At 72.0% G+C, this 26,390-nt stretch carries 21 protein-coding genes; 11 read left to right on the plus strand and 10 right to left on the minus strand.

Annotated elements, in window-relative coordinates; all coding sequences use genetic code 11:
- Positions 1 to 94: 94 nt before the first annotated feature.
- From KZQ38_RS04245 to KZQ38_RS04255, 3 genes are all read left to right on the plus strand, one after another.
- Positions 95 to 3,340: a S8 family serine peptidase gene (locus KZQ38_RS04245; protein WP_219438534.1), complete on the plus strand. Its 3,246-nt coding sequence runs from the start codon at positions 95 to 97 to the stop codon at positions 3,338 to 3,340.
- 732 nt (positions 3,341 to 4,072) lie between these two features.
- A complete protein-coding gene (locus KZQ38_RS04250) occupies positions 4,073 to 4,441 on the plus strand; it encodes a YciI family protein (protein WP_219438537.1) in 369 nt (122 codons plus the stop codon).
- A 32-nt stretch (positions 4,442 to 4,473) separates the two neighbouring features.
- Entirely contained in the window at positions 4,474 to 5,004 is a 531-nt protein-coding gene (locus KZQ38_RS04255; RefSeq protein ID WP_219438539.1) for a DUF6630 family protein, read from the plus strand.
- Between the two features lie 4 nt (positions 5,005 to 5,008).
- Here KZQ38_RS04255 and KZQ38_RS04260 read toward each other — a convergent pair whose 3' ends face one another.
- From KZQ38_RS04260 to KZQ38_RS04285, 6 genes are all read right to left on the minus strand, one after another.
- Positions 5,009 to 5,959: an NAD(P)/FAD-dependent oxidoreductase gene (locus KZQ38_RS04260; RefSeq protein ID WP_219438541.1), complete on the minus strand. Its 951-nt coding sequence runs from the start codon at positions 5,957 to 5,959 to the stop codon at positions 5,009 to 5,011.
- Positions 5,960 to 6,017: 58 nt separating this feature from the next.
- Positions 6,018 to 6,425 (minus strand): hypothetical protein, encoded by a 408-nt coding sequence (locus tag KZQ38_RS04265; RefSeq protein WP_219438543.1) that lies wholly within the window; start codon positions 6,423 to 6,425, stop codon positions 6,018 to 6,020.
- 42 nt (positions 6,426 to 6,467) lie between these two features.
- Positions 6,468 to 7,601 carry a mechanosensitive ion channel family protein gene (locus KZQ38_RS04270; protein WP_308258229.1) on the minus strand — a complete coding sequence of 378 codons (1,134 nt, stop codon included), beginning with the start codon at positions 7,599 to 7,601 and terminating at the stop codon, positions 6,468 to 6,470.
- A gap of 606 nt (positions 7,602 to 8,207) precedes the next feature.
- Positions 8,208 to 9,563 (minus strand): DUF4153 domain-containing protein, encoded by a 1,356-nt coding sequence (locus tag KZQ38_RS04275; RefSeq protein WP_308258230.1) that lies wholly within the window; start codon positions 9,561 to 9,563, stop codon positions 8,208 to 8,210.
- A 129-nt stretch (positions 9,564 to 9,692) separates the two neighbouring features.
- Complete coding sequence (locus KZQ38_RS04280) at positions 9,693 to 10,718, minus strand: HAMP domain-containing sensor histidine kinase (protein WP_219438547.1); 1,026 nt, start codon at positions 10,716 to 10,718, stop codon at positions 9,693 to 9,695.
- Positions 10,715 to 11,380: a response regulator transcription factor gene (locus KZQ38_RS04285; RefSeq protein WP_219438549.1), complete on the minus strand. Its 666-nt coding sequence runs from the start codon at positions 11,378 to 11,380 to the stop codon at positions 10,715 to 10,717. Before KZQ38_RS04285 ends, KZQ38_RS04280 begins: the two co-directional genes overlap by 4 nt.
- 92 nt (positions 11,381 to 11,472) lie before the next feature.
- Here KZQ38_RS04285 and recD2 point away from each other — a divergent pair, with 92 nt between their 5' ends.
- The 3 genes from recD2 to KZQ38_RS04300 all read left to right on the plus strand — a co-directional run bounded on the left by recD2 (position 11,473) and on the right by KZQ38_RS04300 (position 16,433).
- Complete coding sequence (recD2, locus tag KZQ38_RS04290) at positions 11,473 to 13,644, plus strand: SF1B family DNA helicase RecD2 (RefSeq protein WP_219438552.1); 2,172 nt, start codon at positions 11,473 to 11,475, stop codon at positions 13,642 to 13,644.
- Between the two features lie 182 nt (positions 13,645 to 13,826).
- Entirely contained in the window at positions 13,827 to 15,557 is a 1,731-nt protein-coding gene (locus KZQ38_RS04295; protein ID WP_308258231.1) for a M14 family zinc carboxypeptidase, read from the plus strand.
- A 156-nt stretch (positions 15,558 to 15,713) separates the two neighbouring features.
- Positions 15,714 to 16,433 (plus strand): hypothetical protein, encoded by a 720-nt coding sequence (locus KZQ38_RS04300; protein WP_219438554.1) that lies wholly within the window; start codon positions 15,714 to 15,716, stop codon positions 16,431 to 16,433.
- A gap of 284 nt (positions 16,434 to 16,717) precedes the next feature.
- Here KZQ38_RS04300 and KZQ38_RS04305 read toward each other — a convergent pair whose 3' ends face one another.
- On the minus strand, positions 16,718 to 18,349 hold the full coding sequence (locus tag KZQ38_RS04305; RefSeq protein WP_219438556.1) for a glycosyl hydrolase family 18 protein: 1,632 nt from the start codon (positions 18,347 to 18,349) through the stop codon (positions 16,718 to 16,720).
- 251 nt (positions 18,350 to 18,600) lie between these two features.
- On the opposite strand from KZQ38_RS04305, the gene KZQ38_RS04310 reads away from it, so the two are divergent.
- The 3 genes from KZQ38_RS04310 (at position 18,601) to KZQ38_RS04320 (ending at position 21,688) form a co-directional block, all read left to right on the plus strand.
- Positions 18,601 to 19,704 carry a serine hydrolase domain-containing protein gene (locus KZQ38_RS04310; RefSeq protein ID WP_257900594.1) on the plus strand — a complete coding sequence of 368 codons (1,104 nt, stop codon included), beginning with the start codon at positions 18,601 to 18,603 and terminating at the stop codon, positions 19,702 to 19,704.
- A gap of 146 nt (positions 19,705 to 19,850) precedes the next feature.
- Positions 19,851 to 20,870 carry an ROK family transcriptional regulator gene (locus KZQ38_RS04315; RefSeq protein ID WP_219438560.1) on the plus strand — a complete coding sequence of 340 codons (1,020 nt, stop codon included), beginning with the start codon at positions 19,851 to 19,853 and terminating at the stop codon, positions 20,868 to 20,870.
- A 56-nt stretch (positions 20,871 to 20,926) separates the two neighbouring features.
- On the plus strand, positions 20,927 to 21,688 hold the full coding sequence (locus KZQ38_RS04320; protein WP_219438562.1) for a PP2C family protein-serine/threonine phosphatase: 762 nt from the start codon (positions 20,927 to 20,929) through the stop codon (positions 21,686 to 21,688).
- On the opposite strand, the gene KZQ38_RS04325 is transcribed toward KZQ38_RS04320, so the two are convergent.
- Positions 21,668 to 22,339, minus strand: coding sequence for an ArsR/SmtB family transcription factor (locus KZQ38_RS04325; protein ID WP_219438564.1), 672 nt, complete (start codon positions 22,337 to 22,339; stop codon positions 21,668 to 21,670). The two genes, KZQ38_RS04320 and KZQ38_RS04325, sit on opposite strands and share 21 nt — an antisense overlap.
- Before the next feature lie 64 nt (positions 22,340 to 22,403).
- Here KZQ38_RS04325 and KZQ38_RS36905 point away from each other — a divergent pair, with 64 nt between their 5' ends.
- Positions 22,404 to 23,687, plus strand: a complete 1,284-nt coding sequence (locus tag KZQ38_RS36905; RefSeq protein ID WP_308258232.1) for an isocitrate lyase/PEP mutase family protein — start codon at positions 22,404 to 22,406, stop codon at positions 23,685 to 23,687.
- Positions 23,688 to 23,714: 27 nt separating this feature from the next.
- Positions 23,715 to 24,386 (plus strand): helix-turn-helix domain-containing protein, encoded by a 672-nt coding sequence (locus KZQ38_RS04335; protein WP_219438566.1) that lies wholly within the window; start codon positions 23,715 to 23,717, stop codon positions 24,384 to 24,386.
- A 235-nt stretch (positions 24,387 to 24,621) separates the two neighbouring features.
- On the opposite strand, the gene KZQ38_RS04340 is transcribed toward KZQ38_RS04335, so the two are convergent.
- Positions 24,622 to 25,125, minus strand: coding sequence for a GNAT family N-acetyltransferase (locus KZQ38_RS04340; RefSeq protein WP_219438568.1), 504 nt, complete (start codon positions 25,123 to 25,125; stop codon positions 24,622 to 24,624).
- A gap of 18 nt (positions 25,126 to 25,143) precedes the next feature.
- Positions 25,144 to 26,376, minus strand: coding sequence for an RNA polymerase sigma factor (locus KZQ38_RS04345; protein ID WP_219438570.1), 1,233 nt, complete (start codon positions 26,374 to 26,376; stop codon positions 25,144 to 25,146).
- Positions 26,377 to 26,390: the final 14 nt, after the last annotated feature.

Below are 26,390 nucleotides of genomic sequence, written 5' to 3' on the forward strand. Positions count from 1 at the left end.
TTGGTGCCGTCCTATTGCGCTGTTCGTCCTATAGTCCGGGCCGACCCCGGGGAGATGTGCTTGCGCCATTCTCTCCCCACGAAGGGTTTGCGCCGTGAACAACTCAGGAAGTCGGTGGAGACACCGCACCAGTGCGGCCTTGTTGGCCGCCGTGCTGGGCACGACTGGGTTCGGCTTCGCCGCCGCTCCGGCCGTCGCGCAAGAGGCGCCCACCACGCCGCCGGCCGCCGACAAGGGTTTGGACAAGCAGGACCGCGCCCACCTCGCCGAGGCGGAGCGGGCCGGCCGGGACGACGTCACCCTGCTGGTCGCCGCCGAGCAGGGCAGGTTGGACGCCGCGGTCGGTGAGCTGGAGGCGCTCGGCGGCGTCGTCGAGCAGGCCGAGCGGGACGTGGAGTACGTCAAGGTCTCCGTGCCGCGGGACAAGGCCGAGCAGGCGGCCAAGCTGTCGGCCGTGCGCGCGGTCGACGTGGACGGCCTGGTGGCGCTGGACAACCCGCGCCCCGAGGGCGCGACTTCCCCGCTGCCGCAACGCGCGCCGGGCGCGAACACGCCCAAGAGCAACCCGTACATGCCGACGCAGGACACCAAGGCGGCGCAGTTCACCGACCAGAACCGCAAGTGGGACGGTCGGGGCACGACGATCGCCATCCTGGACAGCGGCATCGACCTGGACCACCCCGCGCTGGCCACCACGACCACCGGTGAGCGCAAGGTCGTCGACTGGTACAACGCCAACGCCACCAACTCCGGCGACGGCACGTGGGTCGCGCAATCCGGCCGCTACACCGGGAAGTTCACCGTCGGCGGCGTCACCTACCAGGCGCCCAAGACCGGTGGCCCGTACAGCTTCGGCCTGTTCCGCGAGAACGCGGGCGACCTCGGCCTGGGCAACAGCGAGACCGGCGGCGACATCAACCGCGACGGCGACAGCGCCGACGCGTTCGGCGTGCTCCAGGACATCACCACCAAGGAAGTCCGGGTGGACGTCGACGGTGACGGCGACTTCACCGACGAGCGCCCGATGATCGACTACAAGGTCAAGAAGGACGTCGGCCACTTCGGCGTCGACAAGCCGGGCACCGCGGTGCTCGACACCGTGCCGTTCGTGGTCCAGACCGACCGCTCCGTCTACGACAACGGCGGCACGCCGTTCGTCAACATCGGCATCGCCGCCGCCGCGCACGGTTCGCACGTCGCGGGCATCACGGCCGCCAACAAGTTGTTCGGCGGCAAGATGACCGGCGCGGCGCCCGGCGCGAAGCTGATGGCCGTCAAGGTCTGCCTGTCCACGCCGTCGTGCACCTCGTCCGGTCTGATCGACGGTGTGCTGTACGCGGCGCGCAACGGCGCGGACGTCGTCAACATCTCCATCGGCGGCCTGCCCGCGCTCAACGACGGCAACAACGCGCGTGCCGAGCTGTACAACCGCACCATCGCCGAGTACAACATGCAGATCTTCATCTCGGCCGGCAACAGCGGTGCGGGCGCGAACAGCGTCGGCGACCCGTCGGTGGCGACCGACGCGGTGAGCGTCGGTTCCTACATCACCAAGGAAACCTGGCTGTCCAACTACGGTTCGGTGACCGCCCAGCGCGAGAGCCTGCACGGCTTCTCGTCGCGCGGCCCGCGTGAGGACGGCGGTTTCAAGCCGAACATCGTCGCGCCCGGCTCGGCGATCTCCACCGTGCCGCAGTGGCAGGTGCCCGGTCCGGTGGGCGGCACCTACGAACTCCCGGCCGGTTACGCCATGTTCAACGGCACGTCCATGGCCGCGCCGCAGGCGACCGGCGCCGCCGCGCTGCTCGTCGGTGCCTACAAGGCGGAGCACAACGGTGAGCGGCCGAAGGTGGCCGACCTGCGCAACGCCATCCAGTCCGGTGCCAAGTGGGTGTCGTCGCTCCAGGCGTACGAGCAGGGTGCGGGTCTGTTCGACGTGCAGCGGGCGTGGCACCAGCTCAACGGGCACCCGAACACGCAGGACGTGACGACGTCCGTCGCGGTGAACACGGCCCTGTCGCCGTTGCTGCCGACCCCGAACACCGGCGTGGGCATCCACGACCGCGAGGGCGTCACCATCGGCAAGGAGTACACGCGCACCTACACCCTGACCCGCACCACGGGTCCGGACCGCAACCAGCAGTTCCTGGTGACGTGGAAGGGGAACGACGGCACGTTCTCGTCCAAGCCGTTGGTCAGCCTGCCGTTGAACAAGCCGGTCACGTTCGACGTGAAGATCCGGCCGAGCAAGGCGGGCGTGCACTCGGCCGTGCTGAAGCTGGACAACCCGGCCACCCGGGGCGTCGACGTGTTCACGCTCAACACGGTGTTCGCCGGTGACGAGTTCACCGCGGCGGGCAAGCACGCCGTCACCAAGACCGGCAAGCTGCCGCGCAACCAGTCGCACAGCTACTTCGTGAAGGTGCCGGTCGGGACCAGCGCCCTGAAGGTCGACCTCCAGGGCGGTGGCGAGGAGAAGGGCAAGGGCCAGGTCCGGTTCCTGCGCTATGACCCGTACGGCGTGCCCGTGGACACCAACACGTCCACCAACTGCTACAACCCCAACGCGGGTGGCGGGTGCGCCAGCGGTTCGCCGACCAGCCGGACCGTCGAGAACCCGTTGCCGGGCGTGTGGGAGATCGTGGTGGAGGCGCGGCGCACGTCCGACGCCGACACCGCCCCGTACACCGTGTCGGCGTCGGTGCTGGGCACGTCGGTCAGCCCCAACCCGGACGTCATCGAGTCGGCCCAGGTCGGTGTCGGCGTGAGCCGGTCGTACGCGGTGTCCAACACGTTGGCGGCGTTCAACGGCAAGGTGGTCGGCGGCGACCTGGCCAGCGCCCGGATCGAGCGGCCTTCGGTGACGGAGGGCGTGTCGCAGACGTACGACGTCACCGTGCCCGCGGGGTCGAAGTCGTTGCGTGCCACCATTGGTCGCACCAGTGACGTGTCGGCGGACCTGGACCTGACGGTCTACAGCTGCGTGACGGGCACGTGCGTGCAGGCGGGCCAGTCGGCGGACGGCGACTCCGAGGAGTCGGTGACCATCGCCAACCCCGCGGCCGGCCTGTGGCGCGTCGTGGTCGACGGGTACGCCGTGCCGTCGGGTTCGACGGAGTACGACTACATCGACGTGTTCGCCGCCCCGGGTCTGGGGACGGTGGCCGTGACGGACACCGACGCCGAGCACACGGCCGGTGCGACGTGGACCGTGCCGGGCGTCGTGACGGCCACCGGCCAGGCCGGTGCGGGTCGCGTGCTGCGTGGTGAGTTGACCGTGCAGACCAGCACGGGCGCGGTCGTCGGTCGCAGTGCCGTGATCGTGCAGAACGTGGCCTGATCCCGCTTTCTCTCCGGGGCCGCCCCTACTCCAGGGGCGGCCCCCCTTTCTTTGCCGATCCGGACCACGTACCGCCGTACCCCGCACCCTGCCCCGCCACGCCCGGCCCGTGCCCGCGCCCGCATCACCCCGCCCCGCACCGCGCACCCGGCGCACCACACCCGCCCCGCACCACACCCGCCCCGCACCCAGCCTCGCGCCGGCACCCGTACCCGGCTTCGCGCTCTGCCTTGCCCCGCGCCGCGCCCCCGCCCGGTCTCGGCCCTCAAACTTTCAGGCAGGCTTCCTGAAAGATTCGCTCCCGAGCCCCGAGCCCCGAGCCCTCCGGCCCCGAGCCCTCCGGCCCCGGAAACTTTCAGGGAGCCTGCCTGAAAGAAACTTCCCGCCTTATCTTTCAGGGAGCCTGCCTGATAGATAAGGCGGGCCGCCCGGCCTCGCGCTCCGGGCGGCACAAGGCGTGCTGCGTCGACCGACCGCCACCGACCGCCCGGCGCGCTGTCCACCGGCTGCCCTGCCTGGCGAGGGCCAGCCGCGGACGAGGCTGGTTGCCGACCGGCCACACGGGGCTGTGCGGTAGCGCCACCTGCTCGGCGAGCATCATCGGCCGGCCGTCAAAATCGTCGGAGCACGCATGTCGATCCTGGGGTGTCCCCGTTCGACGCACAGGTAGAGGCCGGTTGACCCGTCCGGGCGAACCGGACCCCGGCCCGAGGGACACCAGGAGGAGTGACCATGCGGTTTCTGCTGATGCACCGGCACGACGAGAACGCCCCCGAGACGCTGAACCCCAGCCCCGAGTTCATCGAACGGATGGGCGCGTTCATCCAGGACGCCATCAAGAAGGGCATCCTGATCACCGCCGAGGGCGTGCACCCCTCCGCGAAGGGCGCACGGGTCCGCAAGGAACGCGGCGCGGGCATCACGGCCAGCGACGGCCCGTTCACCGAGACCAAGGAGATCATCGGCGGGTTCGCGCTGATCAACGCCCGCAACAAGGACGAGGCGGTCGCCTTCGCCCACACCTACGCCGACCTGTTCGAGGAGATCGAGGTCGAGGTCCGGCAGGTGTTCGAGGAGGAGGACCTGCCCAGCCCGGCCTGAGTTGTCGGACCCCGCGGTTAAGGTCTCGGCGGATGCCGTCGAAACCCCCGGGGGAGCACATGTCGAACGTCCGGACCGCGTTGGCCGCACTGGCCGAACTGCTCGCGCCCGACGCACCGGACGTCGGCAAGCGGGTGTTGAGCGCGCACGACGAACCGGCGGAGTTCGTGCGCGCCCACGCCGACCAGCTCGACGAGCGGCGCATCGACGAGCCGATCCCCGGACTCGCGTGGATCGCGCTGGTGGACGCGCTGACCGACCACGGCCTGCTCGCCGAAGTCGACTGGAAGGAAGACCCGGCGGAAGTCGTGGCCCAGCTCAAGGCCCTCCGCTCCGCGCCGGCGGAGTGGGGTTGGGTGGGTGAGACCGACACCCACGTGCCGACCTACGACTTCCTCCGGGCCGCCGGCCGCCGGCTCCGCGCGCTGGGCACGGCCCTGGTGGTGCTGGACATCGAGTCGGACTGCTACCCGCTGACCCTCGTCCCGGTCGATCACGTGCGAGAAGTGGTCGACCTGGCCGCCACCGCGGGCCACCACGCCGCACCGCTGGACGAGGGCTGACCGATCAGGCCGGGTGCCGCGCCACCGCGCGCTCCGCCTCCTCCACCACCAGGTCCGCGTTGATCTGCGCACCCGCGTGCGCACCGGCCGCCGCCGAAGCACCCACCTGCGCACTGAGGTCCGTCACGTTGCCCGCCGCCCACACGCCGGGCACGTCGGTCCGGCCCGCGGCGTCCACCGGCACGTGCACGCCCATCCCGGACGGGTGGTCCACCGCGCGCAACCCGAGGCCCGCGAGGAAACCGTCACGCGCGACCATCCGGGTCGCCACCGCGACCACCTCACGCGGCACGACGCTGTCGTCGGCCAAGCGCACGCCGCGGATCCAGTCGTCACCCAGCTCCAGGCCCGCCACCTCGCCGACCACCACCCGCACGCCGCGGGCGGCGAGCTTCGCGGCGTCCTCGGCGGACAGCGCCGTCCGGTGGGCGAAGTACACGACGTCCTCGCTGAGCTGCCGGAACAGCAAGACCTGGTGCACCGACATCGGCCCCGTGGCCAGCACGCCGATCGCCCGGTCCCGGACCTCCCACCCGTGGCAGTACGGGCAGTGCAGCACGTCGCGACCCCAGCGCTCGCGCAGCCCGGCCACGTCCGGCAACTCGTCCACGAGCCCGGTCGTCACGAGCAGCCGACGGGCTCGCATCGCGCGGCCGTCCGCCAAAGTCACCGCGAACCCGTCCTCGACCCGCTCCGCGCCGACGACCTCGCCATGCACCACCTGACCGCCATACGACCGCACCTCGGCCCGGCCACGCTCCAGCAACTCGGCGGGCGGCACGCCGTCCCGGGCGAACAGGCCGTGCACCGCCTCGGCAGGCGCGTTGCGCGGCGAACCGGAGTCGACCACGACCACGGACCGCCGCGACCGCGCGAGCATCAGCGCACCGTTCAGCCCCGCGGCCCCGCCGCCGACCACCACCACGTCATAGCGTTCTTCAAGCTTCTCGGTCACGCCGACACCATGCGCGCGGGTCGGGTGCCACGGCAAAGATTTTTGCCGAACCGGCAACTCACGGCGTCGGGTCGGGCAGGCCGATCGGCTCGTCCACGTCCACCTGCCGCACGCCGTCGACGGCCAGTACCCACTTGACGTCCGGGATCGGCACGTTCACCCGCACGTAGCCGATGGACGCGTCGGACGCCTCCACGGTCGCGCCCCGCTCGCGCAACGCCGTTACGACGCGTTCGGTCGCACCCGTCTCCGCGGAGATCACCAGGGAGATCGTGTCGACGCCCGAGCGCCGGGCGCGTTCCAGCACGTCCTGGCCGTGCGGACTGAGCTTGGCCGGCACCGGTGCCTCCACGACCCTCGGCGGGGAGGACAGCGTCGCGATCCCGACGGGTGCCGTTCCCGTCTCCACCGGACGTCCGCACCCCGCGGCCAACAAGCACATCACCACCAGCGCGATCCTCTTCACCGGCAACCCTCCCGCGTGACAGGCCCCCGGTCGGAGGACGGATCAGGTCGGGCGCGGGGTTGCGTCCGGGCCGGAGAACGCCTGGACGCGTTCCTCGCCGTCCGGGCTGTCACCGAACACGCGGTTGTCCGAGCCGGACGCGGGCACGTCGCCATGCGTGCCGCCGCGTGGCAGGTCACGCACCCGGACCTGCGGCAACGCACCCGGGTGCTGCGACCGCACCCACGCCACGAGGTGTTCCCGCACGACGCACCGCAGGTCCCACAGGCGTCCGGCGTCGGTCGCGCTGACCAGAGCGCGCACGCGCACCAACGCGCCGACCGCGCCGGTCACCTGGAGCACGCAGACCCGCTGGTCCCACAGGTCGCAGGTCTCCAGGGCGTGCCGCAGCTCCTGCCGCAGGTCCTCCACCGGCACGGTCCAGTCGAGGTCCAGCTCGACCGTGCCGAGCAGGGCGGACTGGGTACGCGTCCAGTTCTCGAAGGGGGTCTTCAGGAAGTACGCGGTGGGCAGGATCAGCCGCCGGTCGTCCCACAGGTGCACGACGACGTAGGTCAGGGTGATGTCCTCGACGCGGCCCCACTGCTCCTCGACCACCACCACGTCGTCCAGCCGGAGCGCGTCCGAGAACGCGATCTGGACGCCCGCGAACACGTTGCCCAGCAACGACTGCGCCGCCAGCGCGGCGATCGCGCCGATGACACCGGCCGAGGCGAGCAGACTCGTGCCCGCCGCCCGAGCGCCCGGGAACGTCATCAACACGGCCGCCGCCGCCAGCACGCTCACCACGACCACCGTGACCCGGCGGACCAGGGTGATCTGCGTGTGGACGCGGCGCGCGTGCCGGTTGTCCGAGACGTCCACCCGGATGCGGGCGAGCGTCGCGTCCTCCGCCACCACCAGCAGCGCGGCGAGCAGCCACGCGCCGGCGAGGATCAGCGCCACACCCACGGCGTGCAACGCGACCGGCCGCCACTCCCCGCTCGCCGCCACCCCGAGGGAGAACTGCACGGCCACCAGGACGGCCACCACGAGCGCCGGCTTGTGCGCATGGGTGGCCAACCCGGCGAACAAAGCGGACCGCCGCCCGATCCGCCGCACCCCGCGGTGGATCAGGGTCACGGCCACCAACGCCACGAGCACCGATCCGGCGAACGTGAGAACCGCGACGAGCACTGACACACCTCCATGGAGTCGGGAACCCGTCTGGTACCCGTGCGGCCAGTCACCCATTCGTGTCCCGACTCACGCCACCGCCCGCCACTCGCCACTGCCTGCCATCCGCCACGCGCCGCCGACCGCGCGCTGCCCGCAGCCCGCCGTGTCCGTCGGCCGCCATCTGCCGCGTGCGGCCCGTCACGCGCCGACCGCGCGCCACGTGGTGCCCGCAGCCCGTCATCCGCTGCCTGCGACCCCGCCGTGTCCGTCGGCCGATGTGTCGTGGATCGCGGAGGAGCGCGGAAGCAGTGGGTCGCGGCCAGCGGTGACCGCGGTGGCCAATCAGCGCTCGCCGGCGAGGCGGCACGCAGGCGGCGACCGCCGGCCGGTAGTCGATCGGCCGCGGCGAAACCTTCAGGGAGCCTGCCTGATAGATCCGCAGACGCGAAACTTTCAGGCAGGCTCCCTGAAAGATAATCCGCTGACCGAGGGGCGGCCCTCGGGAAACTATCAGGAAGGCTCCCTGAAAGTTTCGCCGTCAACCGGCCTGCGCCGAAGGGCGGGGATGGCCCGCGGGGAGGTGGCGGGAGAGCGGGGACACGGAGGATCGCTGCGCGGAGCGTGTCAGCGCTCGCATCGCGCCCGTGGGAGCGAAGCCAGCACGTCTCGGGCCTCCGCTCGCGCGAGGTTCCACTCCCTCCATCCGCCTTCGGTGACGACTCGGTCGCGCAGTGCGCAACTCCGCAGGTCGTCCGGCAGGGTGGCGATGGCGGGGATGGCGTCGTCGGACAGTCGGCTCAGGTACGCGGTGTCGATACGGCCGGAGTCCTGCCACCGCGCGATGTTCCGCTCGGCGATGAACCGGTCCGGGTTGAGCAACGCCAACCCGAGCAGCGCCGCGAAACCCGTCCCGACGACGGCCCTGGCCAGCCACCGGCCCCGCAACCGCACTCCGGCCACCAGCACCAGCAGGTACACCACCCCGAGCCACAACTCGCACGCCGCGACCAGCACGCGCAGCACGGTGAACCCGTAAGCCTGCTGGTAGAACCACATCCGGGCGAGGGCGGACACCACTATCACCAACGTCAACCCGCACAACGCGCCGAGCAACGCTCGCAGCCAACCCCGGTCGGCGGGCGACTCGACCCGTGCGAAACGCGCTGCGACGGCGACCACCCCCAGCGTCAGCACGGTAACCGCCAGCAGCTGCCAGAACCCGCGCCGCGCGTACTCCGCGTACGTGAGGCCCGCGGTGCGGAGCACGTACGCGTCGCCGCCGAGGATGGCGGTCACCTGCACGGCCACGAATCCCGCGAACAGGACGACCAGCGCGCCCACCGGGAGTGCCCAGTCGCGACGTTGGAAAGTCCTCGGCAGCACCGAAACGCCGTCCTCGGCCGGCCGGCGCTCCAGCAAGTACAGGCACGCCACCACACCTACGCCCACCGACACGAACAACACCGCTGTCGGCACAGCCGAACCCTGCGGCACGGCCGAACCCAACACGCCTGCGAACGCCGCGTCCGCACCGGCCAGCAGCGGCACGAAGACGAGCAGCAGCAACAGGGTCACCACCACGGGCCGGGCCAGCTTCGGGCCGCCGCTGGAGCGCAACCCGCGTGCCAACCACGGCAACGCCCGCACCGCCGCCACCGGCACCGCGACCGCGCCGAAGAACACCCCGCGCGCCGTGCGACCACCGGCCACCGCCAACGACCCGGCCGCCGCCCCGGCCAAGGCGCACAACGCGAACAGCCACTCGGCGGCCACCAGCGCACCGGTGCCGAACAGCAGCACGGACAACACCGCCCATCCCCAGCGGACCCGGCGAAGCAGTGCGAACACCACCACGGCCAGCAACGGCCAACCCACGCCGGGCACGTCGAACGGCGCCACCGCGGCTGCCACGATTCCCGCACCGGCACCCGTGAGCAGGACGCGGTTGGCGGACGCGGGTGTGGAAACCCCTTCTGACACAGGAACTCCTTCAGGAACCGGACCCGGCGGGCTGCGGCGGGGCGAGAAGACGGGACAGGGCAAGACGAGAGGAGGGGTGGACGGGCTGCCCGCGCGACGCCTGGTCGCCGGGTCGGGGGTGTGTAAGGGTCAGGTGCGGGGAACGGCGGGCAGGGTGGCGCGGATCAGGCAGCCCGGCGCGTCCACCACCGCGATGGTCCCCCCGTGCAGGTCGACGATCCAGCGGGCGATGTTGAGGCCGAGGCCGGTGCCCCCGCCTGCCGCCCGCTCACCCCGGGTGAACCGCTCGAACACGCGCTCCCGGTCCTCCGGGGCGATGCCCGGACCGTCGTCGGCGACCTCCAGCACGACGTCCGGGCCGGCGCGGCGGGCCGACACGCGGACCTCACCGCCGGCCGGGCCGTGGCGCGCCGCGTTGTCCACCAGGTTCACCAGGACCTGGTGCAGGCGGGCGCGGTCGGCCACGGCCGCGACGGCGGCGGGTCGGACGTCCACGGTGAACCGCACCCCCCGGGCGGCCACCGCGGCTTCCGCCACCACCTCCTCCAGCAGCGGCGCGAGGGGGAACTCGGCCAGTTCCAGCCGGTGCGCGCCGGCGTCGATCCGCGACAGGTCCAGCAACTCCGTGACCAGGCGACCCAGCCGCTCGGTCTGCGCGAGCGCCGTGCGCATCGTCGTCGCGTCCGGCGGGGCAACGCCGTCCACGACGTTCTCCAACACGTTCTGCAACGCGGTGATCGGCGTGCGCAACTCGTGCGAGACGTTAGCGATCAGCTCCCGCCGCTGCCGATCCGCCGCCGCCAGGTCGGCCGCCATCTGGTTGAACGCGCCCGCCAGCTCGCCGACCTCGTCCCGCGCGGTGGCCCGCACGCGTCGGCTGTAGTCGCCGCGGCGCATGGCCCGCGCGGCGGCGGTCATCTCGCGCAGCGGTTTCGTCATGCCGTGCGCCAGCACCTGGGACGTGGCCAGCGCGGCGAACAACGCGCCGGTCGTGGTGCCGACCGGCAGCCAGCCGATCTGGGACCAGAAGTAGGCGAAACCCACCGCACCCGACGACACCAGCAGGATGCCGAGCTTCAGCTTGATCGACCGCACGGCGTCCAGGGGTCGCGGCAGGAACTCCATCGCCGCGTCGAACGCGGACCGCGTGCTCATCGCGGGGCCTCCAGCGCGTACCCGACGCCGTGCACGGTCCGGATCAGGTCGGTGCCCAGCTTGCGCCGCAACGCCTTGATGTGGCTGTCCACGGTCCGCGTCCCGGTGCCGTCGTGCCACCCCCACACCTCGCTGAGCAACCGCTCCCGCGACTGCACGGCACGCGGTCGCTCGGCGAGGTGCACCAGCAGCTCGAACTCGGTCGGTGTGAGGTGCGCCTCCTCGCCGTTGCGGGTCACCCGCCGCTCGGCCAGGTCGATCTCCAGGTCGGCCACGGTGATCCGGCTGGACGGCGCGGCGGACCGCTCCACCCGCCGCAGCAGCGCGTGCACCCGCGCCGCCAGCTCCCGGATGGAGAACGGCTTGGTCAGGTAGTCGTCCGCGCCGACCGCGAGCCCCACCAGCAGGTCGGTCTCGTCGCCGCGCGCGGTGAGCATCAGCACCGGCACCGGCCGGGTGGCCTGCACCCGGCGGCACACCTCCAGGCCGTCGAAGCCGGGCAGCATCACGTCCAGCACGAGCAGGTCCGCGCCGGCGGCCTTGGCCACGGCGGACGGCCCGTCGTGCGCGAGGTCCACCTCGAACCCCTCGGCCCGCAGCCGAGCGGCCACGGAAGAGGCGATGGTGAGGTCGTCCTCCACCACCAGTACCCGACGTGTCATGCGACCGACCCTATGCGGGACCGGTGGAGAGGTCCGGCGCGAGTTGTGAACGTCCTGTGGAGCCGTCCGGGCCGCGGGCTAGGGTGGCCGCTGTGGCGGAGGCGGTCCTGGAAGCGGTGCTGGAGCGGATCACGTTCGCCAACGAGGAGACCGGTTACACCGTGGCGCGGGTGGACACCGGGCGCGGTGGCGACCTGGTGACGGTGGTGGGCGCGTTGCTCGGCGCGCAACCCGGCGAGTCGATCCGGATGCGTGGCCGGTGGGGCTCGCACCCCCAGTACGGCAAGCAGTTCCACGTCGACGACTACACGACCGTGCTGCCCGCCACGATCCAAGGCATCCGCCGCTACCTCGGGTCGGGGCTGATCAAGGGCATCGGGCCGGTGCTCGCGGACCGGATCGTCACGCACTTCGGCGTGACCGCGCTGGACGTCATCGAGCAGCAGCCGGAACGGCTCGTCGAGGTGCCCAAGCTGGGGCCGAAGCGCACCAGGATGATCGCCGCCGCCTGGGAGGAGCAGAAGGCGATCAAGGAGGTCATGCTGTTCCTCCAGGGCGTCGGCGTGTCCACGTCACTCGCGGTGCGGATCTACAAGCAGTACGCGGACAAGTCCATCGACGTCGTGCGCGAGGAGCCGTACCGCCTGGCCTCGGACGTGTGGGGCATCGGCTTCCGCACCGCCGACACCATCGCGAAAGCCGTCGGCATCCCGCACGACAGCCCGCAGCGGGTGAAGGCGGGTCTCCAGTTCACGTTGTCCGAGGCCACCGGCAACGGCGACTGCTACCTGCCGGAGAACCAGCTCATCGGCGAGGCCGTGAAGATCCTCCAGGTGGACGCCGGCCTCGTCATCGACTGCCTCGCCGAGCTGGTGGCGGAGGAGGGCGTGGTGCGCGAGGTGGTGGACGACGACGAGCCCGCGATCTACCTGGTCCCGTTCCACCGGGCGGAGGTGTCGCTCGCCGCGCAGCTGCGCCGCCTGCTGGCCACCGACGACGAGCGGATGCCCGCGTTCGCCGGTGTCGACTGGGACCGCGCGTTCGCGTGGCTCGGCGCGTCCCTGGAGGAGAAGCAACGCGAAGCGGTGCGGTTGGCGCTCACCAGCAAGGTGGCCGTGCTCACCGGCGGACCGGGCTGCGGCAAGAGCTTCACCGTCCGGTCCATCGTGCGGCTCGCCACGGCCAAGAACGCCAAGGTGGTGCTCGCCGCGCCCACCGGCCGGGCCGCGAAGCGCCTCACCGAGCTGACCGGCCACGAGGCCCGCACCGTGCACCGCCTGCTGGAACTGCGGCCCGGTGGCGATCCCGCCTACGACCGCGACCACCCGCTGGACGCGGACCTGGTGGTGGTGGACGAAGCGTCCATGTTGGACCTGTTGCTGGCCAACAAGCTGGTCAAGGCGGTCGCGCCGGGTGCGCACCTGCTGCTGGTGGGCGACGTCGACCAGTTGCCGTCGGTGGGCGCGGGCGAGGTGCTGCGCGACGTGCTGGCCGACGGCGGACCCGTGCCGAACGTCCGCTTGACGCACATCTTCCGGCAGGCGCAGCAGTCCGGCGTCGTCACCAACGCGCACCGCATCAACGCCGGCGACTACCCGCAGGTGCAGGGCATGGCGGACTTCTTCCTGTTCCCCGTGGAGGAGGCGGAGGAGGCCGCGTCGCTCACCGTGGACGTGGTGGCCAACCGCATCCCCCGCAAGTTCGGGCTCAACCCGCGCACGGACGTGCAGGTGCTCGCGCCGATGCACCGCGGTGCGGCCGGTGCCGGCGCGTTGAACGCCGTGTTGCAGGAAGCCCTCACCCCGGCCGCCCAGAACGTGCCCGAGCGCAGGTTCGGCGGACGCGTGTTCCGGGTGGGGGACAAGGTCACCCAGATCCGGAACAACTACGACAAGGGCGCGAACGGGGTTTTCAACGGCACGCTGGGCGTCGTCACCGCGATCGACGTCGTGGACCAGAAACTGACGGTGCGGACGGACGAGGACGAGGACGTCGACTACGAGTTCGGCGAACTCGACGAACTGACCCACGCCTACGCCATGACGATTCATCGCTCACAGGGCAGTGAGTACCCCTGTGTCGTCATCCCAATCACGACCAGCGCCTGGATGATGTTGCAGCGCAACCTGCTCTACACGGCGGTCACCCGGGCCAAGAAGCTGGTCGTGCTGGTGGGTTCCCGGAAAGCCATCGGGCAGGCCGTGCGCACGGTGGGCGCGGGCCGCCGCCACACCGCGCTGGATCGGCGGTTGCGCCGGGGCTGAGCCGGGATGGGCAGCGCCTTGCGCCGGATGACGGTTCCGGCGTGGTGCGCCCGGCACAGCGCCCGCCCGTGACGCCCCGGTTACGGCCGGTCGGAGGGTGTGCACCGACCTCGCGAACCGTCATCCTCCTGATCATCCCTGCATTGGAGGAACCCACCGTGAGATCGACCAGACGTTCCCTCGTGACACTGGCGTTAGCGGGTGTCACGGCCGCCGCCGTCGTCAACGGCGGCATCCCCGGCACCGCGGGTCCCGCACCCGAGGCGCCCGTCGTCCAACCCGGACCGACCTACGTCTACAAGGTGCGCGCACCGCTCGGCCAAGCCGCCCAGACCCTGCTGGGCCGCGGGTACGACGTGCTGGAACAGCGCGAGGGCGATTTCCTGTTCGTGCTCGGCGATTCCACCACCGGCGGGAAGCTGACCGGCGAGGGCTTCACCGCCACCGTCGACGAGGTGCTGCCCGCGCCGCAGTGGACGCCGCCGTCCCGCAAGTCCCAGTCACTCGACGCCGGTGCGCTCGAGGAGACCTACTACGGCGGCTACCGGACGATCAACGCGCAGTGGGCGCACCTGGACGCCGTGGCCTCCCAGCGCCCGGAGCTGACGCAGGTGGTCGACTACGGCGACTCGTGGAAGAAGTCCCAGGGCGCGGGCGGGTACGACCTGCGTGCCATCTGCATCACCAAGAAGAACGCGGGCGACTGCGCGCTCACCCCGAACGCGCCCAAGCCGCGGTTCTTCGTGATGGGCCAGTTGCACGCCCGTGAGATCACCACGGGCGACGTTGCGTACCGGTGGATCGACCACCTGCTCCAGGGTTACGGCCGCGACGCCGAGGTGACGGCCCTGCTCGACACCACCGAGGTGTGGGTGGTGCCGATCGCGAACCCGGACGGCGTGAACATCGTGCAGCAGGGCGGGAACTCGCCGCGCTACCAGCGCAAGAACGCCAACACCACCAACGGGTCCAACTGCTCGGGCACGTCGTCGTCGCACGTCGGCATCGACCTCAACCGCAACACCGACTCGCACTGGGGTGGCGAGGGCACGTCGCCCAACCCGTGCGACCAGAGCTACAAGGGCCCGTCGGCGAACTCCGAGGCCGAGACGCGTGCGCTGCAATCGTTGTGGCGCAACCTGTACAAGGACCGCCGCGGTCCCGGCAACACCGACGCCGCGCCCGCCGACACCACGGGTGTCGTGATCTCCATGCACAGCTACTCGAACCTGGTGCTGTTCCCGTGGGGTTGGACGACGCAGTACCGGACCGGCAACGACGCCGCGCTGCGCGGGATGGCGCGTGACATGGCTTCGCTGGCCGGTGGCTGGCAGTACGGGCAGCCGGGCGAGGTGCTGTACAACGCGGCGGGTGCGACGGACGACTGGGTGTACGACGACCTGGGCGTGGCGTCGTTCGTGTGGGAGGTCGGTCCTTCGTCGGGTGCGTGCAGCGGGTTCTTCCCGGCGTACTCGTGCCAGGACTCGACGTTCTGGCCGAAGACGAAGTCGATGTTGATGTACTCGGCCAAGAAGGCGGCGAACCCGTACGGCGGCGCGCCCCAGGGTTGCCCGAAGGTCACCAACGACGACGACGTCCGGATCCCGGACGCCGGCGCGGCCGTCACGAGCGCCATCACCGTCGCGAACTGCACGGCCAACGCGTCCGCCACCACGCAGGTGGAGGTGCACATCAAGCACACCTACCGCGGTGACCTGACGATCGACCTGGTCGCGCCGGACGGTTCCGCGTACCGGTTGAAGCCGTCGAGCAGCGACTCGGGCGACAACATCGACACCACCTACACCGTCGACGTGTCGAGCGAGGCCCGCAACGGCGCGTGGCAGTTGAAGGTCCAGGACCTCTACTCCTCGGACAGCGGCTACCTCGACTCGTGGAGCCTGACCCTGTAGGCGTTTTCCCGCGCGACCCGACGAGCCGGTCCGTGTAATGTCGGTGTGACGACACGGACCGGCCGCTCGGCCGGTCCTCCCGCCGGGGGTAGCCGGCGTCCCGCCCTGTCCCGAGCGCCCCGGCCCGGTGCGCAACCGCTGTGGAGGTCGTCACCCGTGTCCACCGAATTCGGTTTCCCCCGCGACTTCTTCTGCGAGCACGGCGCGGAGGGCAGCCGGGTGCTGGCGCTGGTGTCCCACGACGGGTTCGCGCCGTCCCTGCACGCGGTGCTGACGTGCGACGACCGGCTGCTGGCGCACCGGGCGGCGAGCGTCCTGGCCGAGGCGGCGCGCGGTGGGCGCGGTGATGTGCTGGACGCCGAGGCGCGGCGGGTCGCCGAGGCGTTGCCGCGGGTGCCCGGCTCGTCGTTCCGGCAGGCTTTGGACCGGGTGTACGGCGCGCACTGGCCGATTTCCGGAGCGGCGGCCGTGCCGTGGGACGAGGTCGACCGCTCGCCCGTCCCGCGCGACAGCGAGGCGCACACCCCGGCCGGCGCGCGCTTGGCGGAGCTGAGCGGGCCGGTGTTCCGGTTGACGAACCTGCTGGAGATCCACGTCCACGACGTGCCCCGACTGCTGGCCGCCGCCGCGGCCGACGGCTGGGTGCCGCCGGAGGGCGGGCAGGAGCCGGACAGCCTGGACAACCTGCTCGACGCCGCCATGCACCTGGCGGACCTGCACGAGGTGGTGCCCGGCGCGGAGGTCGTGACCGCGATGGGTGTCGGCGAGCACCTGGACCCGGATGCCGGGGACGAGGTGGCCGACTGGTCGGACAAGCCGGTGGAGGCTTCGTTCGAGGGCGGGGCGTTGTTGCGCGTGCGCGGCCCGCTGGGCTAGGAGCTGCCCTCACCCACGGAACTTTCAAGGAGCCTGCCTGAAAGTTGGTGCTGGCGGAAACTTTCAGGGAGCCTGCCTGATAGATACGGCCGCTGCTCAACCGCCGTCTTCCCCGCGCGAGCGGGTCCCCGCGATGGCCGCCTGACGACATGCCCTGGCGCGGCGTCGGGGGCGTCCCGTAGGTGACTCGTCCGGTCGGCGGCGGGGTGAGCGGCGAAAGGGCCCCTGCGGGGGAGACGCCCGCAGGGGCCCTTTCGTGGAGGGTGTGTACCGCTGGTAGAGCCTTACTTCTTCAGACCGTTGCCGATCGCGGTGACGAGTTCGCCGTTCGTGGTGTCACCGTCGAGCGACCAGAAGAACGCGCCGCCCAGGTTCTGCTGCTTGGTCCACTGCATCTTGCCGTTGATCGTGGCGGGGGTGTCGTAGCTCCACCACTGGTTGCCGCAGTGCGCGTAAGCGGTGCCCGCGACGGTGCCGGTGGCCGGGCACTTGGTCTTGAGGATCTTGTAGTCCTCGATGCCCTTCTCGTACGTGCCCGGCGCGCCGTCGGTCGCCGTGCCGCCCGGCGCGGACTGCGTGACGCCGGTCCAGCCGCGGCCGTAGAAGCCGATGCCCACCAGCAGCTTGGAGGCCGGGACGCCCTTGGCCTTGAGCTTCTGGATGGCGTCGTCGGTGTTGAAGCCCTGCTGCGGGATGCCCGGGTACGAGGTCAGCGGGGAGTGCGGGGCCGTCGGGCCCTGCGCCGCCCAGGCGCCGAAGAAGTCGTAGGTCATGACGTTGTACCAGTCGAGGTACTGCGCCGCGCCGCCGTAGTCGGCCACGTCGAGCTTGCCACCGTTGCTGGCGTCGGCCGTGATGGCCGCGGTCACCAGGTTGCCGGTGCCGAACTTCGCCCGCAGGGCCTGCGAGATGTTCTTGAACGCCGCCGGGCCGCTGGTGTCGCAGGACAGGCCGCAGGCGTTCGGGTACTCCCAGTCGATGTCGATGCCGTCGAACACGTCCGCCCAGCGCGGGTCCTCGACCAGCTTGTAGCAGGACTCGGCGAACGCGGTCGGGTTCTGCGCCGCCTGGCCGAAGCCACCGGACCAGGTCCAGCCACCGAACGACCACAGCACCTTGATGTGCGGGTACATCTTCTTCAGCTTGCGCAGCTGGTTGAAGTTACCGCGCAGCGCGCCCGCGTCCCACGAGTCCGACGTGCCGTCGACGCTGGTGTCCGCGCCGTAGAACTTGTCGTAGTCGGCGTAGGTGTCGTCGTTCGCGGTGCACCGGCCACCGGTCACGTTGCCGAACGCGTAGTTGATGTGCGTCAGCTTCGCGGCCGAGCCGGAGGTGTGGATGTTCTTGACGTGGTAGTTGCGACCGTAGACGCCCCACTGCACGAAGTAGCCCAGGTTCTTGTAACCGGTGGGCGGGTTCGTGGTCGTGGTGGAGGTCGACGTGGTGGTCGTCGTCGTGGTCGTGGTGGTCGTCGTCGTGGTGGTGGTGGGGTTGGTCGACGTCTCGCCACCGGCGTCACAGGACGCGCCGTTCAGCTTGCAGTTCGCCGGACCGGTGAAGGTGCCGGAATACTGGACGTTGAAGCCGAAGACCACGGTGCCGCCGACGCCGACGTTGCCGTTCCAGGTGTTCTTCACCGTCACGTGCTGGCCGCTGGTGGTGTAGCTGCCGTCCCACAGGGAGGCGACCTTGTGGCCGGCGGGCAGGTCGAACTCCACGGTCCAGTTGGAGATCGGCGCGGACGAGGCGTTCTTGATCGTGTACTTGCCCTCGTATCCCGCGCCCCAGTCGGATCCCTTGGTGAAGGTGGCGGAGAGACCACCGGCGCCGCTCGCGGCCGGGACCAGGACCAGGCCGAGCACCATCGTGGCCACGGCCACGAACAGCGCTGTGAGATGCCATCGGATCTTGGACATCGTGCTCCTCGTACGGAAGGAGTGCAGGGTTGAGAAGAACATGTGGTTCAGACCACTTGCCGGTCAAGGTCTAGACCACTTGGTCACTCGAACGGACTAGTGGTTGGGGCTGTGTAAGCGTTTCCACAACCCGAATGCCACTCAGGGTCGCCTCCTCCGGAAGTCGTCCCGGGACTCCACCCGGAGGTGGTCGTCCGGTGCCCGCGGCACCCGCCAGACTCGGTCTCCACGACGTCCGACGGGAGGAACAGTTGAGGTACCAGAGGGGAATCGCGCTGGTCACCGCCGCGGGGCTGGCGGCACTGGCCATCGGGGGCACGGCGGTCGCGCAGACCGCGACCGGGCGGATCGACCGCCAGGCGGTGCAGCGCGCCGCCGACACCATCACCGGTCAGGGCGCGTTAGGCGTGCAGGTCCGCGTGGTCGACGGGCGGGACCGGTTCACCGCGCGCGCCGGCGTCGCGGAGTGGGGCGGGACCGCGCCGGTGCCGGTCGACGGCCGGTTCCGCGCGGGCAGCATCACCAAGACGTTCGTGTCGACGGTCGTGCTGCAACTCGCGGGCGAGGGCCGGGTCGGCCTGGACGACCCGGTGGGCGACCACCTGCCGGGCCTGCTGCCCGACGGCGACCGCATCACCGTCCGGCACCTGCTCCAGCACACCAGCGGCCTGTACAACTACACGGCCGCGCTGCCGCTGGACCCGGCGGGTTTCGAGACGATCCGCTACAAGCAGTGGCAGCCGCGTGAACTCGTGGCACTCGCCGCGGCCCGCCCGCTGGAGTTCCCGCCCGGCACGGCGTGGGCGTACTCCAACACCAACTACGTGGTCGCCGGTCTGCTGGTGGAGAAGCTCACCGGCCGGCCGTACGGCGACGCGGTGCGCGACCGGATCTTCCGGCCGCTCGGCCTGCGCGGCTCGACGATCCCCGCCGGCCGCACCGAAATCAACGGCCCGCACGCCCACGGCTACTACCGGGTCGCGGGCGAGGTCGTGGACGTGACCCGGCTCAACCCGTCCGTCGCGGACGCGGCGGGCGAACTCGTCACCACCACGGCCGACCTGGACCGGTTCCTGACCGCCCTGCTGTCCGGTCGCCTGCTGCGGCCCGCGCAGCAGGCGGAACTGCTCAAGGCGCCGCCGTTCACCAAGGGCTACGGGCTCGGCATCGAGACCACCGAACTGCCGTGCGGCGTCAAGGTGCACGGCCACGGCGGTGGCATTCCCGGCTACTCCAGCTTCATGGGCGCCACCGGTGACGGGAAAACCCGCCTCACCGCTTCCTTCACGCACTCGCCGGACGCCGGCGACGGCGGTGACGGCCTGGAACGGCTGCTGACCGCGGCGTTCTGCTGACCGGTCGACCGGATGGGGCCTCCCGCGCGCCGGGGAGGCCCCTTTTCCCGCACTGGCGCGGAAAACGGCGGACCACATCGGTGAATCAACCGGGAAATCGTTGTGCGGGACCATTTGCGCGAATCCCACCGTGCCATCATGCGGACGTGCCGAACTTGCGCTTCCTGCGCGGATACAACGACGCGGTGGTGCTGGGCCTCGCCCGGTCCGGCACCGTGACGAGAGGCGAACTGGCCGAGCGCAGCGGGTTGACGCCGCAGGCGGTGTCCAAGGTCGTGGGCAGGCTCGTCGCGGACGGGTTGCTGGTGGAGTCCGGCACCCGCAACGTCGGCGTCGGCAAACCACGCACCCTGCTCAAGCTCGTCGCGGGCAGCCGGTTCGCGCTGGGCGCGCAGGTCGAGCGCGGCGAGCTGCGGGTCGTGCTGACCGATCTCGCGGGCGACGTGCTGGACCGCGCCGTCACGCCGCTGCCCGCCGACCCCGACCCGGCCGCGCTCGTCGGCGAGCTGGTCCGCCTGGTCGCGCCGATGCGCACGGACCGCCTGCTCGGCGTCGGCGTCGGCTTCGTCGGGCCGCTGGACCACCGGACCGGCACCGCGACCGCCCTCGGCGAGCGGCCCGACGTCCCGCTGCGCGACCTCGCCGAACGCGCCCTCGGCCTGCCGGTCGTGGTGGACAAGGACACCACCACGGCGATCGTCGCCGAGTCGTGGCGGCGCGGCGAGGAGCTGCGTGACGCGGTCCTGGTCCTGGTCGGCGCGGGCATCGGCGTCGGGCTGCTGCTCGGCGGGCGCGTCCACCGCGGCGCGCGGACCAACGCCGGCGAGTTCGGCCACACCACCGCCCAGCTCGACGGGCCGCCCTGCGCGTGCGGGCGTTCCGGCTGCGTGGCGGCGGTCCACGACCGGGCCGCGCGTGCGGGCGACCTGGCCGCCGCGACGTCCGTCGTCGGGCGTGCCGTGGCGGACCTGGTGCGGCTGCTGGACGTGGACCACGTGGTCCTGGCGGGCCGCGCCGTGCTGGCCGCGCCCGAGGCGTACCTGGCCGGCGTGCGTGCCCGGATGCGCCTGCCGGTGGACGTCGGGATCACGCCGCTGGCCGACGACGTGGTCGCCGCGGGCGCCGCCATGCTCGTCCTGAGCGAGTTCTACGGGCGGCCCCGGTGAGACGAATTCGGGCAGCCCTGCTCGCGGACGCACGTGCGGGTGATTCACTATCCGGCATGTATGCGCTGCGCCACGCCATCGGGACGGACCCCGGGCTGCGCCGTGAGGCGAACGAGGACTCGGTGTACTTCAGCGAGCGCCTGTACGCCGTCGCGGACGGCATGGGCGGTCACGCGTACGGCGAGGTGGCCAGTTCGATCGCGGTCGCGGTGCTGGCCGAACTGGACGTCGACGCCGCCGACGACCCGCTGGAGCTGCTGGCCGGCGCGACGCGGGAGATCGCGGTCCGGCTGACCGACCTGGCCGAGGAGAACTTCGACATGCGCGGCATGGGCACCACGCTCACCGCGCTGCTGTGGGACGGGGAGCGGTTCGCGGTCGGCCACATCGGCGACTCCAGGTGTTACCTGGTGCGTGCCGGTGAGGTGACCCAGATCACCCGCGACCACACCATGGTGCAGGCGTTGGTCGACGACGGCCGGATGGCCGCCGAGCAGGCCGCCGCGCACCCCGGCCGGTCCATGCTGATGCGGGCGCTCCAGGCGGGCAGCGCGCACGACACCGACCTGTTCTTCCAGGAGGTCGAGCTGGGTGACCGGTACCTGATCTGCTCGGACGGGCTGTCCGACGTGGTGGACGCGGCGGAGATCGGCGAACTGCTCGCCGCCGACCCGGACGGCGACCAGACCGTGCGGGCGCTCATCGCGGCGGCCAACGCGCATGGCGGGCCGGACAACATCACGTGCGTGGTGCTCGACGTCGTGCCGCCGAACGACCCCGGGTGGGTGCCGGAGTGGCTACGGCGCGACCAGTCCTAGCAGGTCGGCCAGCGCCACGCGGCCGTCGTCGGTGACGGCGACCGCCCGGCCCGTGCCGCTGCGGCGCACCCAGCCGCGGTCGTGCAGCCAGGCGCACAGGTGCGCGCCCGCCGCGCCCGCGAGGTGCGGTCGGCGCTCGGTCCAGTCCAGGCACGCCCGCGTGACCGGGCGGCGGGTCCCGGTGAAGTCCGCGCCCAGCGCGTCGAACCAGGCCAGGCCCGCCGGTGTCGTGGTCAGGTCGGCGGTGAGCAGGTCGCGGGCCACCAGGGCGTCCGCGAGGGCAACGCCGAGCCGCCCGGCCAGGTGGTCGTAGCAGGTCCGGCCGCGGGCCAGGGCGGCGGACGCGGTGGCCGCCCGCAGCGTCGGCGCGGGCCGCCCGGGACCCGCGTAGGCGAGCAGGTGCTCCAGCAACGCGGCCTCCTCCGGGCCGGCCAGCCGCACGTACCGGTGGCGGCCCTGCCGGTGCTCGCGCAGCAGGCCGGCCTCGACCAGGCGGGTCAGGTGCGCGCTGGCCGTGGGCGGTGCCACACCCGCCGCCCGCGCCAGCTCGCCCGCCGTCCACGCGCGACCGTCCAGCAGGGCCACCAGCACCGCGGCGCGGGTGCGGTCGGCGAGCAGGGCGGCGAGTTCGGCGAGTTCGGCGGCGGGCACACCGCCATTGTCCGCCCGCGACGGTTCGGTCCCGGCCGAAGTGTCCCGGACCTACGTTGGCCGCGTGGAACACGACGTGCTGCTCGACCCCGCGTACACCGTCCCGACCGTGCCGACCGCCGCACGCGGCGTGGCCTGGCTGCGTGCCCACGTGGCGCGGTTCAGCGAGGGCGCCGACCACGCGCGGCGGCGTGCGCTCGCCGAGGACCTGCTGGCCGGGGTGGACACCGCGGCGTTGCGGCGGCCCGGTCACGCCGTGGCCAAGCTCGCCGCCGAACTGGGTCTGCCACGCGTCGTCGTCGGCGACGTGGCGGCGGTGGCGCGGTGCTACCAGCCGCACACCCCGGTGACCGCCGAGGCGGACGCGGCCGTGGCGCGGCTGGTCGAGTGGTGCGGCGGGGCGTGGGACGAGCCGACTGCCGCCCGGATCGGGCTGCTGGTGCAGGCGAGCGCCGCCATGGAGGCGGTGGTCGCCGGTGCCGTGCCGCCGGTGCCCGCGACCCGGCGCGTCGCGCCCGACGGCGCGGTGGTGGAGGTGCCGCTGACCGGGGCGCCGTTCGGCGCGGGACGGCACGCGTGCCCGGGGCGTGCGCACGCCGAAGCGCTGACCGCCGGCGCGTTCCACCGGCTGCACGACGGACCGGCGCCGCTGGTGCTGCCCAACGCGTGGGATCACGCGTCCGCCGCCGCGCTGGTCGACGCCGGGTTCGCGGCGATCGGCACGACCAGCCTCGGCGTCGCCGCCGCGGCGGGCCTGCCGGACGCGGCGGGGGTGGCGCGGGCGGAGACCGTCGCGCTGGCACGGCGGCTCGTGCGGTTGCCGGTGGCGGTGACGGTCGACGTGGAGGCGGGTTTCGGCGACGTGCGGGGAGTCGCGGCGGAACTCGCCGACCTCGGCGTGGTGGGCGTGAACATCGAGGACGGTCGGGGTGCGGCGTTGGCCGACCCGGTGGAGCAGGCGGCGCTCGTGCGGGCGTGCAAGGACGCCGCGCCGCACCTGTTCGTGAACGCGCGCGTCGACACGCACTGGCTGGGCGTCGACCGGGGGAGCACCGTGGAGCGGGCGTTGCGGTACGTCGACGCGGGCGCGGACGGGGTGTTCGTGCCCGGCCTGGTCGACGAGGGGGAGATCGCGGCCGTCGTGGCGGCGGTGCCCGTGCCGTTGAACGTGTTGGCGCAGCGGGACGTCCGGACGCTGGCCGAGCTGGGTGTGCGGCGGGTGAGCACCGGGTCGTTGCTGTTCCGCGCCGCGTTGGGTGCGACCGTCGCGACGGCGCGGGCGGTGCGTGACGGTGAGCCCGTCGGTGAGGTGCCCAGTTACGCGGACGTGCGGCGGCTGAGCGGCTGAGGCGGACTTTTCCGGTGGTGTCGCGGGTTGTGGTTCGGTGTGGAGCTGACCACGTGGGCGGACGTGGACGTCGAGTCGGTGGCGTCGGGCACGCGTGCCGCCGCGCCGGACGCGGCGACGTCGCTGGTGTTCTGCGCGGGTGCGGAGGAGGCGTACGTCGTGGGGCCGCGCACGCGTGGCAAGTTCTACCGGGCTGTGCCCGTGGTGCGGTGGAAGGTGCGGTTGCGGCCTGGTCGGGCGCGGGCGGTGTTGGGCGTGTCGGCACACGAGTTGGTGGACACCGTGGTGCCGTTGCGCGACGTGTGGGGTGGTTTGGCGCGGCGTGGGTTCGACGGGCTTCGGGCGGCGTTGCGGGAACGCCTCGTCGACGTCGACCCGGCTCGGGACGCGGTGGTCGCCGAAGCCACGCGTGTCCTGCCGGGGCTGGGCGTCGCGGCGACGGCTCGTGTTCTGCACGTGAGCGAACGGCACCTGCGGACGTTGTTCCGCGAGGCGGTGGGTGTGTCGCCGAAGCAGTACGCGCGACTGGAACGCGTCCGGCGGGTGGTGGCGTCGGGGCGTCCCGGGTCGCTGGCACACCTGGCCGCCGAACTCGGCTACTACGACCAGTCCCACCTCAACGCCGAGTTCCGCGCGGCGATGGGTGTCGCGCCGGGAGCCTTCGCCGCGGGCCGCTACCCCGACCCCACGCCCTGCTAGGGCGTGGGTCGAGTAGTTGTCTATCTCGCGCCGGCAGGGGCGGTCTTGGGGGCGGTCGCCCCCGTGAAACTTTCAGGGAGCCTGCCTGATAGTTAGCGCCGTGCTCGACTGGCGTGTTTGTCTGTGCTGGTGGGGGTGGTCGTGGGGGCCGTGGCTGCCGGCGCGTAACTTTCAGGGAGCCTGCCTGATAATTAGGCCCGCCCGAGCGCCGTCCCCCCCGTGCCAGCGGCGACGGTCAGAGCTGCTTCGCGAAGTACAGGGCGATCTCACCCTCCGCGGGCGTGCCCCGGTACAGGGTGGTGTCCAACCCGCACAGGGTGAACCCCATCCGCTGGTAGGCCCGAACCGCCGGGACGTTCACGTTCGACGTCTCCAGCCACGCCGTGCGCGCACCGATCGACCGCCCGTGCTCCAACGCCAGCTCCACCAGCCGCCGCCCCACGCCCCGACCCCGGTGCGACGGCGCCACCGTCACCTGCCGCAACACCAACCGCCGGTTCCACTCCTGCGGCTCCACCGACACGAAGCCCCGCAGGCCGCCGTCGTCCTCGGCGACGAAACCGCTTGCCGGCAACGGCTCCTCGTCGGGCGGGTACTCCTTGGTCAACGGCGGCACCGGGACGGCCACCAGCGTGAACCCCAGCGGCTCCACGCGGACCTCGAAGACGGTGTCCGTCGTGAAGGTGTCGTCCAGGGAGAGCTTGTCGTCTTCTTCGACCGGTCGGTAACGGAGATCCACGACCCCATCCTGCCCCGGTCAGCCGCAGGCGGCGGCGCGGTCGAGCAGCAGGGCGCGCTCACGCGCGTTGCGGGTCATCGCGGCGGCCCGCTCGAACTCGGCCCGTGCCTCACCGGCGCGGCCGAGGCGGGCCAGCAGGTCACCGCGCACGCTCGGCAGCAGGTGGTAACCCTTGAGCGCCTTCTCCTCGACCAGCTCGTCCACCAGCTCCAGCGCGCTCTCCGGCCCGAACGCGAAGCTGATCGCCACCGCGTGGTTCAACGCCACGACCGGCGACGGCGCGACCACCGCCAACGCCTCGTAGTACCCGGCGATCCGCAGCCAATCGGTGTCCTCGGGCCGGCGCGCACGGGCGTGGCAGGCGGCGATGCGGGCCTGGAGCGAGTACGGCCCGTGGCCCGCCTTCTCCAGCGCCGCCAGGCCGCGGCGGATCAGCAACTGGTCCCAGCGGGCCCGGTTCTGCGCCAGCAGCAGCACCGGTTCGCCGTTCGGGCCGACCCGGGCACGCGTGCGGGACGCCTGGATCTCCAGCAACGCCACCAGCCCGTGCACCTCGGGCTCACCCGGCACCAGGCGGGCCAGGACGCGGGCCAGGCGCAACGCGTCCGCGCACAGGTCGGGCCGCATCCAGTCGTCGCCCGCGGTCGCCGAGTAACCCTCGTTGAAGATCAGGTAGATGACGCCGAGCACGCCCGCGAGGCGTTCCGCCCGCTCGTTCTCGGCGGGCACCTCGAACGACACGCCCGCCTTCGCCAACGCCTTCTTCGCCCGCACGATCCGCTGCGCCACGGTCGACTCCGCGACCAGGAACGCGCGTGCGATCTCGTCGGTGGTGAGACCGCCGAGCAGGCGCAGGGTCAACGCCACCTGCGCGTCCGGGGACAGCACCGGGTGGCAGGCGGTGAACACCAGCCGCAGCAGGTCGTCGTTGATCTCGCCGACGCCCTCGGCCGCGTCCGGCACGTGGTCCTCCTCCAGGGCGCGCCCGATCTCCGCCAGCTTGCGCTGGTAGTTCCGGTCGCGGCGGAACTGGTCGACGGCCCGGTTCTTCGCGGCGGCCATCAGCCACGCGCCGGGGTTGCGCGGCACGCCCGTCTCCGGCCACTGCTCCAGGGCGCTGACGAGGGCGTCCTGCGCGAGTTCCTCGGCGAGGCCGACATCGCGCACCACCCTGGCCAGACCGGCGATCAGGCGGGCGGACTCGATCCGCCACACCGCCTCCACGGCACGACGCGCATCGGGAGCTGTCACGACCCGGGATCGAA

Source organism: Saccharothrix obliqua (assembly GCF_019375475.1).
Taxonomy (GTDB): Bacteria; Actinomycetota; Actinomycetes; order Mycobacteriales; family Pseudonocardiaceae; genus Actinosynnema; species Actinosynnema obliqua.